Source organism: Streptococcus oralis (genome assembly GCF_003943825.1).
GTDB classification, from domain to species: domain Bacteria; phylum Bacillota; class Bacilli; order Lactobacillales; family Streptococcaceae; genus Streptococcus; species Streptococcus oralis_CD.
Map to the genome: position 1 here is coordinate 157,518 of NZ_RJNJ01000005.1, position 12,396 is coordinate 169,913.

At 42.1% G+C, this 12,396-nt stretch carries 13 protein-coding genes; 4 read left to right on the top strand and 9 right to left on the bottom strand.

Annotated elements, in window-relative coordinates; genetic code table 11:
• Nucleotides 1-82: 82 nt before the first annotated feature.
• Nucleotides 83-1,309: an L-lactate MFS transporter gene (locus D8863_RS06040; RefSeq protein WP_000841589.1), complete on the bottom strand. Its 1,227-nt coding sequence runs from the start codon at nucleotides 1,307-1,309 to the stop codon at nucleotides 83-85.
• 192 nt (nucleotides 1,310-1,501) lie between these two features.
• Here D8863_RS06040 and D8863_RS06045 point away from each other — a divergent pair, with 192 nt between their 5' ends.
• From D8863_RS06045 to D8863_RS06060, 4 genes are all read left to right on the top strand, one after another.
• On the top strand, nucleotides 1,502-2,818 hold the full coding sequence (locus D8863_RS06045) for an FAD-containing oxidoreductase (RefSeq protein WP_000958953.1): 1,317 nt from the start codon (nucleotides 1,502-1,504) through the stop codon (nucleotides 2,816-2,818).
• A gap of 205 nt (nucleotides 2,819-3,023) precedes the next feature.
• Nucleotides 3,024-4,367, top strand: coding sequence for a lipid II isoglutaminyl synthase subunit MurT (murT, locus tag D8863_RS06050; protein ID WP_125441383.1), 1,344 nt, complete (start codon nucleotides 3,024-3,026; stop codon nucleotides 4,365-4,367).
• Nucleotides 4,367-5,149, top strand: coding sequence for a lipid II isoglutaminyl synthase subunit GatD (gatD, locus tag D8863_RS06055; RefSeq protein ID WP_125441384.1), 783 nt, complete (start codon nucleotides 4,367-4,369; stop codon nucleotides 5,147-5,149). Before murT ends, gatD begins: the two co-directional genes overlap by 1 nt.
• A 127-nt stretch (nucleotides 5,150-5,276) precedes the next feature.
• Entirely contained in the window at nucleotides 5,277-6,359 is a 1,083-nt protein-coding gene (locus D8863_RS06060; RefSeq protein WP_125441385.1) for a M24 family metallopeptidase, read from the top strand.
• 39 nt (nucleotides 6,360-6,398) lie between these two features.
• Here the strand turns inward: D8863_RS06060 and D8863_RS06065 are convergent, their stop codons facing one another.
• The 8 genes from D8863_RS06065 to tpiA form a co-directional block, all read right to left on the bottom strand.
• Nucleotides 6,399-6,860, bottom strand: coding sequence for an ECF transporter S component (locus tag D8863_RS06065; protein WP_125441386.1), 462 nt, complete (start codon nucleotides 6,858-6,860; stop codon nucleotides 6,399-6,401).
• Entirely contained in the window at nucleotides 6,838-7,611 is a 774-nt protein-coding gene (locus D8863_RS06070; protein WP_125441387.1) for a bifunctional hydroxymethylpyrimidine kinase/phosphomethylpyrimidine kinase, read from the bottom strand. Before D8863_RS06070 ends, D8863_RS06065 begins: the two co-directional genes overlap by 23 nt.
• Nucleotides 7,601-8,350 carry a tRNA pseudouridine(38-40) synthase TruA gene (gene truA / locus D8863_RS06075; RefSeq protein WP_125441388.1) on the bottom strand — a complete coding sequence of 250 codons (750 nt, stop codon included), beginning with the start codon at nucleotides 8,348-8,350 and terminating at the stop codon, nucleotides 7,601-7,603. The genes D8863_RS06070 and truA overlap by 11 nt, the downstream gene beginning before the upstream one ends.
• 99 nt (nucleotides 8,351-8,449) lie before the next feature.
• Nucleotides 8,450-9,601 (bottom strand): MFS transporter, encoded by a 1,152-nt coding sequence (locus D8863_RS06080; protein ID WP_125441389.1) that lies wholly within the window; start codon nucleotides 9,599-9,601, stop codon nucleotides 8,450-8,452.
• A gap of 112 nt (nucleotides 9,602-9,713) precedes the next feature.
• Nucleotides 9,714-10,337: a Pr6Pr family membrane protein gene (locus tag D8863_RS06085; RefSeq protein WP_000775204.1), complete on the bottom strand. Its 624-nt coding sequence runs from the start codon at nucleotides 10,335-10,337 to the stop codon at nucleotides 9,714-9,716.
• A gap of 2 nt (nucleotides 10,338-10,339) precedes the next feature.
• Nucleotides 10,340-10,678 carry a zinc ribbon domain-containing protein YjdM gene (locus D8863_RS06090; protein WP_001061600.1) on the bottom strand — a complete coding sequence of 113 codons (339 nt, stop codon included), beginning with the start codon at nucleotides 10,676-10,678 and terminating at the stop codon, nucleotides 10,340-10,342.
• A 209-nt stretch (nucleotides 10,679-10,887) separates the two neighbouring features.
• Nucleotides 10,888-11,406: a Dps family protein gene (locus tag D8863_RS06095; RefSeq protein WP_038804896.1), complete on the bottom strand. Its 519-nt coding sequence runs from the start codon at nucleotides 11,404-11,406 to the stop codon at nucleotides 10,888-10,890.
• 188 nt (nucleotides 11,407-11,594) lie between these two features.
• A complete protein-coding gene (tpiA, locus tag D8863_RS06100; protein WP_000087899.1) occupies nucleotides 11,595-12,353 on the bottom strand; it encodes a triose-phosphate isomerase in 759 nt (252 codons plus the stop codon).
• Nucleotides 12,354-12,396 lie beyond the last annotated feature (43 nt).

Genomic DNA, 12,396 nt, shown 5'->3' on the forward strand with positions numbered 1-12,396 from the left:
GAAAGAAAAGTATGAGTTTCTTTGCAACCTATCTAGTATAACACAAGAGAGAAGCAAAAGATAGTAGAATCCATTAGGAAAATCATGTAAGCGGTTTTTGGATTTCCTTTTTGATTGAACGACCTAGATAATAAGACAAAGCCAAGGCTATACTATATAAAATGAGAAAAACGAACAAGGTTTGTGTGTAAGAATGAGCTATTTTATAAGTCTCTGCTAATAAAATAGGCCCTGCTAAACCAGCCATTGCCCAAGCTGTTAAAATATATCCATGCAGAGCAGCCAATTCCTTGGTTCCAAAAATATCACTGAGATAAGCCGGAATCAATGAAAAACCAGCTCCATAGCAAGTCATCAAAATAGACATAGCGACTACAAATAAAACGGAATCTGTAAAGAGCCAAAGTGAGAGAGAAAAGAAAAGATTGACAAGCAGTAATATACTAAAGGTTAGAGGGCGACCGATATAGTCAGATAAACTCGCCCAGAGCAAACGACCAAACCCATTGAAAATCCCTAAAACGCCCACCATTACTGCTGCATGACTTGTAGACAAGCCAGCCATCTCCTGTGCCATTGGCGATGCCGCTGAAATTAAGCCTAAACCACAAGCTATGTTGATAAAGAAAATAATCCAAAGTATATAAAACCGATTGCTTTTCAGGGCCTGATTCGCAGCCATTCCTTGCGTCAAAGAGGCTGTTTTTTCTTTCCCTGAAACAGATAAAATTGCAAGCTCTTGCTCATTTGGACGCTTAATGAATTGTGAAGCTAGGAGCATGATAATAAAGTAACTTGCACCTAAAATATAAAAAGTTTCTACAAGCCCTACCCCTGCGATGAGATGTTGCGCTATGGGACTAGTCAATAAAGAAGCAAAACCAAACCCCATAATCGCTAAACCTGTTGCGAGACCACGTTTATCAGGAAACCATTTTATAATCGTTGACACAGGGGTAATATAGCCTGCTCCCAAACCAAGCCCACCTAAAATACCATAAGCGAGATACAACAACCACAGCTCCTGACGGTCTATTGCAAATCCTGTTAAGATATTTCCACCTGCGTATAGAAAAGCAGATAGACTCCCCATGACTCTCGGACCAAATTTTTCTACCAAACGCCCCATAAATGCAGCCGATAATCCCAAACAAAAGATTGCTAGACTAAAGGCAAAGGCAACAGAAGCCTGATCCCATCCCGTTTTCTCAATAATAGGGTTGCGATAAACACTCCAAGCATAAGTCGAACCCAGCATTAAGTGTAAAATGACCCCAGCAAAGGCAATAATATAACGATTCGATTTCATAAAACCTCCTATTTTCGAACATTTATTCTATTTTATATAAAAATAGATAGGATTTTAGTTTATCAACCTTGTCCAAAAATTACTAGTTTTTTGTCTGGAAAGCGTTTTTATCTTTTTCTGTCTTTCCCGTAGCAGATTTGTGCAAAAAGTGTTTTCTTATGCTAGAATGAAAATCGAATAGGAGGACTATAAATGTTAACATATGATTTAATCGTTATTGGATTTGGTAAAGCTGGGAAAACACTAGCTGGTAAATTGGCTTCAGCTGGCAAAAAAGTTGCCCTCGTTGAACGTAGCAAAGCTATGTACGGTGGAACTTGTATCAACATCGGATGTATTCCAACTAAAACCTTGCTAGTTGCTGCTGAGAAAGATTTGTCTTTTGAAGAAGTCATTGCTACCAAAAATACTATCACTAGTCGCCTCAATGGTAAAAACTATGCGACTGTTGCGGGTACAGGTGTGGATATCTTTGATGCGGAAGCTCACTTCCTTTCAAACAAAGTCATCGAAATCCAAGCTGGTGATGAAAAACAAGAACTGACTGCTGAAACTATCGTTATCAACACTGGTGCTGTTTCAAACGTCTTGCCAATCCCTGGACTTGCTACAAGTAAGAATGTCTTTGACTCGACTGGTATTCAAAACTTAGACAAATTGCCTGAAAAACTTGGTGTCCTTGGTGGTGGAAATATCGGTCTTGAATTTGCAGGTCTTTACAACAAACTTGGAAGCAAGGTAACAGTCCTAGATGCCTTGGATACTTTCCTACCTCGTGCAGAACCTTCTATCGCAGCTCTTGCTAAACAATACATGGAAGAAGACGGTATTGAATTGCTTCAAAACATCCGTACTACTGAAATCAAAAACGACGGAGACCAAGTTCTTGTCGTAACTGAAAACGAAACTTACCGTTTCGATGCCCTTCTCTACGCAACTGGACGTAAACCAAACGTCGAACCACTTCAACTTGAAAATACAGATATCGAACTTACTGAACGTGGTGCTATCAAAGTAGACAAACATTGTCAAACAAACGTTCCTGGTGTCTTTGCAGTTGGAGACGTCAATGGTGGACCTCAATTTACCTACATCTCACTTGATGACTTCCGTGTTGTCTACAGCTACCTTGCTGGAGATGGCAGCTACACACTTGAAGACCGTCTCAATGTGCCAAACACTATGTTCATCACACCTGCACTTTCACAAGTTGGTTTGACTGAAAGCCAAGCAGCTGATTTGAAACTTCCATACGCAGTGAAGGAAATCCCAGTTGCAGCAATGCCTCGTGGTCACGTAAATGGAGATCTTCGCGGTGCCTTCAAAGCAGTTGTCAATACTGAAACAAAAGAAATTCTTGGAGCAAGTATCTTCTCAGAAGGTTCTCAAGAAATCATCAACATCATCACTGTTGCTATGGACAACAAGATCCCTTACACTTACTTCACAAAACAAATCTTCACTCACCCAACCTTGGCTGAGAACTTGAATGACTTGTTTGCGATTTAAGTTGAGACTGATTTGTTAGCTAACAGCCCTATTTGGGCTGTTTTCGCTTCTGCGAAATCTCATACTCTTCGAAAGTCAAATTCAAACTACGTCAGCTTCACCTTGCCGTACTCAAGTACAACCTGCGGCTAGCTTCCTAGTTTGCTCTTTGATTTTCATTGAGTATCAAATCTGTCTTTTCCCTCTTTTATGATATAATAGAAACATGAAATTAAAAACTACTTTGGGCCTTCTTGCTGGGCGTTCTTCCCACTTCGTTTTAAGCCGTCTTGGCCGTGGAAGTACGCTCCCAGGAAAACTCGCCCTTCAATTTGATAAAGATATTTTACAAAATCTAGCTAAGAACTACGAGATTGTCGTGGTCACTGGAACCAACGGAAAAACCTTGACAACTGCCCTCACTGTCGGCATTTTAAAAGAGGTTTATGGTCAAGTTCTGACCAACCCAAGCGGTGCCAACATGATTACAGGGATTACAACAACCTTCCTAACAGCCAAATCTTCTAAAACTGGGAAAAACATTGCCGTCCTCGAAATCGACGAAGCCAGTCTTTCTCGTATCTGCGACTATATCCATCCTAGTCTTTTTGTCATCACCAACATTTTCCGTGATCAGATGGACCGTTATGGTGAGATTTACACGACTTATAACATGATTTTGGACGCTATTCGAAAAGTTCCTACTGCTACTGTTCTCCTCAATGGTGACAGTCCGCTTTTCTACAAGCCAGCTATTCCAAATCCAGTTCAGTATTTTGGTTTTGACTTGGAGAAAGGTCCAGCAAAACTTGCTCACTACAATACCGAAGGAATCCTCTGTCCTGACTGCCAAGGCATCCTCAAATATGAACTCAATACCTATGCCAACTTGGGGTCCTATATCTGCGAAAATTGTGGCTGCAAACGACCTGACTTGGACTACCGTCTGACAGAACTGGTTGAGTTGACTAACAATCGCTCCCGCTTTGTCATTGACGGGCAAGAATACGGCATTCAAATCGGTGGACTCTATAATATCTACAATGCCCTTGCTGCGGTTGCCATCGCCCGTTTCCTCGGTGCCGATTCACAACTCATCAAGCAGGGATTTGATAAGAGTCGTGCTGTCTTTGGACGCCAGGAAACCTTCCATATCGGCGATAAAGAATGTACCCTTGTCTTGATTAAAAATCCAGTCGGTGCGACCCAAGCTATCGAGATGATCAAACTAGCTCCTTATCCATTTAGCCTATCTGTCCTTCTAAACGCCAACTATGCTGATGGGATTGATACTAGCTGGATTTGGGATGCTGATTTTGAACAAATCACTAACATGGACATTCCTGAAATCAATGCTGGCGGTGTCCGTCATTCTGAAATTGCGCGTCGTCTACGAGTGACAGGCTACCCAGCTGATAAAATCACTGAGACAAGCAATCTGGAGCAAGTTCTCAAAACCATTGAGACCCAAGAATGCAAGCATGCCTATATCCTGGCCACCTATACTGCTATGCTGGAATTCCGTGAACTGCTGGCTAGTCGTCAGATTGTTAGAAAGGAGATGAACTAATGGTTTATACTTCACTTTCCTCAAAAGCTGGCAACTACCCTTATCAGCTCAACATCGCCCACCTCTATGGAAACCTCATGAATACCTACGGGGACAATGGAAACATCCTCATGCTCAAGTATGTGGCTGAAAAACTGGGGGCACATGTGACGGTTAACATCGTTTCTCTCCATGATGACTTTGATGAAAATCACTATGATATTGCCTTTTTCGGCGGTGGTCAAGACTTTGAACAGAGTATCATTGCAGACGACCTACCTGCTAAAAAAGAGAGCATTGACAACTACATCCAAAACGACGGAGTAGTTCTCGCTATCTGCGGTGGTTTCCAACTATTGGGTCAATATTATGTTGAGGCTTCAGGCAAACGTATCGAAGGGCTAGGGGTCATGGGCCACTATACCCTCAACCAGACCAATAATCGCTTTATCGGTGACATCAAGATCCATAATGACGAATTCAATGAAACCTACTATGGCTTTGAAAATCACCAGGGTCGTACCTTCCTCTCAGATGACCAAAAACCTCTAGGACAGGTGGTCTATGGAAATGGAAACAACGAGGAAAAAGTCGGCGAAGGGGTTCATTATAAGAATGTCTTTGGTTCCTACTTCCACGGACCTATCCTCTCTCGCAATGCCAATCTAGCTTATCGCCTAGTCACTACTGCCCTCAAGAAAAAATACGGTCAGGACATCCAACTCCCTGCCTATGAGGACATTCTCAGCCAAGAAATTGCTGAAGAATACAGTGACATCAAAAGCAAGGCTGACTTTACCTAAACTAAGGAAAACCAGACCAAAGAACTCCACTATCTTGTCGGAGTTCTTTTTGCCTGTTCTTTTACCCTTCTCTCTTGCATTTTCTCTCTTTTTTTGCCAAAATAGAGGGGTAGAAAGAAGGTAGCATATGTCTAAATTACAACAAATCGTAACATATCTTGAATCAGAAAAACTAGACGTCGCTGTCGTATCTGACCCCGTCACTATTAATTACCTCACTGGCTTTTACAGTGATCCCCATGAACGCCAAATGTTCCTCTTTGTTCTAGCGGATCAAGAACCCCTCCTTTTTGTCCCAGCCCTTGAAGTAGAACGTGCAAGTAGCACCGTTTCCTTCCCAGTTGTGGGCTATGTGGATTCTGAAAATCCATGGCAAAAAATCAAAAACGCTTTGCCTCAACTTGATTTCAAACGTGTCTCTGTTGAGTTTGACAATCTCATCTTGACCAAATACCATGGTTTGAAAACAGTTTTTGAAACTGCTGAGTTTGAAAACCTCACTCCTCGCATCCAACGCATGCGCCTCATCAAATCAGCTGATGAAGTGCAAAAAATGATGGTTGCAGGTATCTATGCTGATAAGGCTGTTAAGGTTGGTTTTGACAATATCTCTCTTGATAAAACAGAAACAGATATCATTGCCCAAATCGACTTTGCCATGAAAGGTGAAGGCTATGAAATGAGCTTTGATACTATGGTCTTGACTGGCGATAACGCTGCAAATCCGCACGGAATTCCTGGTGCAAACAAAGTTGAAAAGGACGCCCTTCTCCTCTTTGACCTCGGTGTCATGGTTAATGGCTACGCCTCAGATATGACTCGTACGGTCGCTGTCGGTAAGCCTGACCAATTCAAGAAAGACATTTACAACTTGACACTTGAAGCCCAACAAGCTGCCCTTGACTTCATCAAGCCAGGTGTGACTGCACATGAAGTTGACCGCGCTGCACGTGAAGTCATTGAAAAAGCTGGTTATGGTGAGTACTTCAACCACCGTCTCGGTCATGGTATCGGTATGGATGTCCACGAATTCCCATCTATCATGGAAGGAAACGATATGGTCATCGAAGAAGGCATGTGCTTCTCTGTTGAACCAGGTATCTATATCCCTGGTAAGGTCGGTGTTCGTATCGAAGACTGCGGTGTTGTGACCAAGGATGGCTTTGACCTCTTCACAAGCACCAGCAAAGACTTGCTTTATTTTGATTAATCTAGACAAGTAAAAAGTCAGCTATTGAAGCTGACTTTTTTATTTTATCTTCTTGACACTCTGAAAGACTACAAACCCTACAATCATACCCAGAGTATTTTGCAGGAAGTTTGGTAGGATTTCTGGTAAGGCTGCTGACCAGCCATTCATTAGGGTAGAGCCCAGAGCGTAGCCACTTACCATGACGATTGTAGCTAAGACTAAGCCCAACCATTGCCATTTCCCTTTAAAACCTGCAAAAAATCCTTGCAAGCCATGGTTTATCAAGCTAAAGAACATCCACTGTGGAAAGCCTGATAAAAGGTCAATCAGGAATCCTGCTAGTCCTCCAACGACAGCTCCTTCTTTACTACCAAAGTAAAAGGCAGTAAAGAAAATACCTGCATCCAAGAGAGTCAATATTCCTGTTGCCGTTCCAATTTTCAAGTAATAACCTAGAACCACAGAAAGGGCGGTTAAGAGGGATACAAGTGCGATTTTAGTTGTTTTGGTTTGCTTCATATTGTCTTACTCCATATTGATCTGCTTGTGCAATAGCACGGTAAACGAAAGCTTTCGAGCTCTCTACTGCTGGTAAAAGTTCATCACCTTTAACCAAGTGACTGGCGATGCTTGAGGCAAAGGTACATCCTGCACCAGCATTTTGGCCTTGAATGACAGGATTTTCTAGAACTGTAAAATTTTGTCCATCATAAAAGACATCTACGGCCTTGTCCTGACTGAGGCGATTGCCTCCCTTGATAATGACTGCTGGCGCTCCTAAATCATGCAATTTCTGCGCTGCAGCTTTCATGTCTTCCAATGTTTTAATTTCCTGACCAGACAATAATTCTGCTTCAGGAAGATTTGGCGTAATCACACTGACATGAGAGAAAAAACGAATCAACTCTTGACAGAGTTCACTAACAGCTACATCGTGCGTTTCCTTGCAGACCAAAACGGGGTCCAATACCACAGGCACTCCTGGACGTTGCTTGATAAAGTCCAAGGCCTTCTCAGCCACACTGACAGTAGGAAGAAGGCCAATCTTAATCCCTGCAAACTCGACATCACGCAAGCTATCCAATTCATGTTGAAAAATGGCATCGTCAGTTGGAAAGACTTCAAACCCCTTTTCGGTCAAGGCCGTCAAACAAGTCACTGCTACAAAGCCATGCAAGCCGTTTAAGGTATAGGTGGCAAGATCAGCTGATAATCCACCGCCACTAAAAATATCATTCCCAGAAAGGGCTAAAATACGATTATTCTTCATAACGAATCTCCTTTAAATACAAACCATTTGGTGCAGCCGTTGGACCTGCTAGCTGCCTGTCCTTCTTCTCCAAAATCAAGTCAATCTGCTCAACTGGCATTCGATTATTTCCGATTTTGAGCAGCGTTCCTACCATATTGCGAATCTGCTTATACAAGAAACCATTCCCTGAAAAGCTAAAGGTCAAAAACTGCCCTGTCTCATCAACTGTTAGACTTGCTTCTGTGATGGTCCGAACCTTGTCCTCTACACTGGTCCCAGATGCTGTAAAACCGGTGAAATCATGGGTTCCCTCTAGCTTTTTGATTGCCATCTGCATTCGTTCCACGTCGAGCGGATAGGGAAAGTGAGTAGCGTAGTGACGGCGCATCGGATTTTTGGGACGGCCCCTATCCACGATAAACTCATAGGTCTTGCTATGTTTTGCATAACGGCAATGAAAATCATCCGCCACAATCTCAATCGAAATCACATCGATATCTTCAGGTGACTGGGTATCCAGAGCAAAACGGAGTTTTTCCTCATCCATCTGATAGGGCAGGTCAAAATGAATAACCTGACCAAGAGCATGGACCCCACTATCCGTCCTACCAGCACCATGAACAGTGATGGCTTGCCCCTTATTGAGTCTGGTTAAGGTTTTTTCGATTTCCTCTTGAACGCTCCGCGCATGAGGCTGGCGCTGAAAACCGGCAAAGGCAAAACCATCATAAGAAATAGTTGCTTTATATCTTGTCATAACTTCTATTTTATCAGGAAATAAAAGTGTAAACAAGTTTAAAAACCAATAATTGTCTGGGTACAAAATTCCCGGAAAGAAAAACTTAGGAAACCAATCCTAAGCTCTCTTTTGAAGTGCGTACATAACAAAGATAGAAGTGACAATCAACCAGCATCCTAGAATGGTGAAGACCAACATACCGTTTTGAGTCACCAAGCCGATCGCCCCAAGAATGAAAGGTGTCGTAAAGGCTCCAAAGCTGCATCCTAGCACTGCAAAAGATGTTGCCTGATTAAGGAGCTTGGCTGGGATTCTTTCAGAAAGAAGCTGAAAGACAGTGGTCAAGGCCACACTGTAAGAAAAACCTGCCACAACACTTCCAACTACCATCACACCCAATGACGGAGACAAGGCAATCACAATCTGCCCCAATCCAAAGGTGATACCTGACCAAAGGAGCAACCTTTCTTTAAATAGAGAGATAAAGAAAGAAAAACTCACACCTGCCAAGATACCAATCAACTGCATGATACTTAAAACCAAACTCGATAACTGGGCATCCCCTAGACCTCTTTCCACCATCAGACTAGGAATACGAATGGTGATAGCTGTGTTAGTGCAGACTACAACTGCTGCTTCGACAGCCAATAGAAAAATTAAGCCTTTCATCTGTCCTGTCAAACGAGTCGTTTCGGCCTCTTTTTTCTTTGTTTCCTTCTTCTCTTTCCCATAAGGGACAAAGAGCAGATAAAGAATCAATACTAAAAATCCCGCACTGTAGGCCAAGAAGGTCACTGTCCATCCCAAGGATAAGAGTTGACCTACCACTAGAGTCAAAATCGACGCCCCGACAACTTCCGCTGATCCGCGGAGACCCAGCATCTGGATCCGTGTCTTTCCATGATAGCGTTCGCTGATGATGGAAATAGCCTTGGCATTGATCATCCCAACACCCAAGCCAAATAAAATCCGCATAGCAAAGACAAAGTTATAATCCTGATACCAGAAGGGAGCTGTTCCACCGATAGAGAGGATGAGAAGTCCCAGACTAATCTGAAGTCGCTCAGGAAGCAAACGCTCCAAAAACCCATTTAAAATCAGCATAATCATGATTCCAAAAGAAGGGAGACTGACCAGGAGCTCGATTTGTTCTTTTGGGTAGCCTTGATAATAGTCAAACATGGCTGGCAGAGCACTTGAGATGGAAAAGGAGGTAATCAAAACGAGGGAGAGGGCCAAAATACTAGCCCGTTCTAAATATTGTTTCATGGATTTTCTTTCTATATATTTCTCACTGTTGATCCTTTTAAAAGGAAGATGGCAAGAAAAGAAGGAGCCTGATTGAACTAGAGACTCCGTCCTAACTTTCCTCATAGGAAGACTATTTTCGCTTGATTTGCTTGATCAGATAGAAGATGAAGCCTGCAACCATATACGCCGCAAAAATGATCAAACACCATTTGATAACCACGTCCCAACCCTTGTTCACATTTAAAAAGAAATAAGGGAAGGGATTGTCCTTGGAATTCGGAATATTGAGTTTTAAGACCAGGCCATTAAACAAGGCAAAAATCATATAAACCAAGGGCAAGATGGTCCACAAAACTGGATCCCAGATCTTGTATTGACCCCGTTTATCAAAGAAGAGGGTGTCGGCTAAAAACCAGAGTGGAACGATATAGTGGCAAAGGAAATTTTCCACACGGTAAAAGTCTGTCGCAATCGGAGCAAGCATAAAATGGTAAATCACACAGGTAATCATGATACTCATGGTAACACCACCCTTGAGACGAAGCAATGTCGGACTTTGCCAATTTTCACCTGAACGGCTCATCACACGGAGCAGATAGCCCGTGAAAATCGTTACCAAAAGATTGGACAACACCGTGTAGTAAAGGAGCATACCAAAGCCACCGTGCTTGGTAATCTCCAAATAAACTCCTGTAAATGCCGCTAAGAACAAGAGCACACGACTATAAAAGATAAATTTGTAGTTCAGTTTCATGGCTAGATTTTCTTAACAAATTCTGACTTGAGTTTCATGGCTCCAAAACCATCAATCTTACAGTCGATGTTGTGGTCACCTTCTACGATACGGATATTTTTAACGCGAGTTCCTTGTTTCAAATCCTTTGGCGCACCTTTTACTTTCAAGTCCTTGATAAGGGTTACAGTATCGCCGTCAGCCAATTTATTTCCATTGGCATCGATAGCAACAACACCTTCTTCTACTTCTGCAACTTCTGCAGGGTTCCACTCATAGGCGCACTCTGGGCAGACCAAGAGACTTCCGTCTTCGTAGACATATTCTGAATTACATTTTGGGCAATTTGGTAAGTTGTTCATAAGTCCTCCTAAAACTAACAATTATTCTTTAAAATTCATATGTTATTGAACAGCAACTATTATACCGTAAAATCCTACTTTTGACAATGTGTCCTAAGTCCAGCAGACAAAAAAATCATGCAACTGTTTACAGTTACATGACTTTTAAAAGATGATTGGTCATGGGCACTTATCAAGCGCCTCATGATAAAAGGGGTAGCAACTATATTTTACAAACCAGGAGCTTGTCCAAGTTCTGCTGCAAGCATCCAAACTGTTTTCTCAAGTTCAGCCTTAGCCCCAACAAAGATATCGTTTGTAACATCATCGCCTTCTTCATCTGTCACATCCAAAGCTTTTTGGAAAAGAGCGATGAGGTAGCGGTAAATCGCTAGAACACGTTCCAAGCTTTCTTCAACGTTACGGAATTCTCCTTCTTCTTCTTCGATTTCACTGTGTTGAAGGAATTCTGTCAAAGTTGAATAAGGTTTGCCACCAAGGGTAATTAAACGTTCGCTGATTTCGTCAAGATAACCATCAAGGCTGTCCATGTATTCATCCATTTTTGGATGCCATACGAGGAAACCACGACCACGCATATACCAGTGAACTTGGTGAAGGGCAATGTGAGCCACATACAAGTCTGCTACTGCTTGGTTCAATACTTCTTTTGTTTTTGCCAATGCTACTGGCGCTGTTTTAGATAATGTTGTAACGTCTTTTAATGCATCTTTTTTCAATTCAACCATTTTGATCACCTCATAATATTATTTTTGCAACCATATTTATTGATTACTATCTCAGTATACTACTCCTAGTAGACAAAAGCAAGAAAATTAACCCATATTAAAAAAGTTGTAATTGACTGATAATTTAAGAAAAATATACAGTCTTTAAAAAAAAGACAGTCTTAGCAGACTGTCTGGAATAACTGAGATTATTTTACAAAATCAAGCAATGCCAAGAAGCTTTCAGCTTCAAGTGACGCACCACCAACAAGGGCACCGTCAACGTCTGGGCAAGCCATGTATGAAGCAACGTTTTCAGGTTTAACAGAACCACCGTATTGAACACGAACTTTGTCCGCAACTTCTTGACCGAAGTCTGCAGCTACAACGTCACGAACAACTTTACACATTTTTTGTGCATCGTCTTGTGAAGCTGATTTACCAGTACCGATAGCCCAGATTGGCTCATAAGCGATAACTGATGCAGCAACTTGTTCTGCAGTCAATCCAGCCAATGCAGCAGATACTTGAGCACCTACGAATTCAGCAGCTTTACCAGCTTCGTAAGTTTCAAGTGATTCACCACAACAGATGATTGGAAGCATACCATTTGCAAAGATTGCTTTTGCTTTTTTGTTGATATCTTCGTCAGTTTCATGGAAGTAGTCACGACGTTCTGAGTGCCCGATAACAACGTAGTCCGTACCGATTTCTTTCAAAACTTGTGGGCTTGTTTCACCAGTGAACGCACCTGCATTTTCAAAGTAGCAGTTTTGAGCAGCAACTTTAAGGTTTGAACCTTTAGCAGCAGCAAGAACAGCTGTCAAATCAACTGCAGGAGCTGCGATACCTGCTTCAACAAGGTCTGATGAAGGAAGTTTTGATGCAACGGCTTCAACGAATGCTTTTGCTTCTTCTGGATTTTTGTTCATTTTCCAGTTACCAGCGATAAATGGTTTACGTGACATTTCACATACCTCTTTTTTCATTTTATTCACTATTATTCTATCA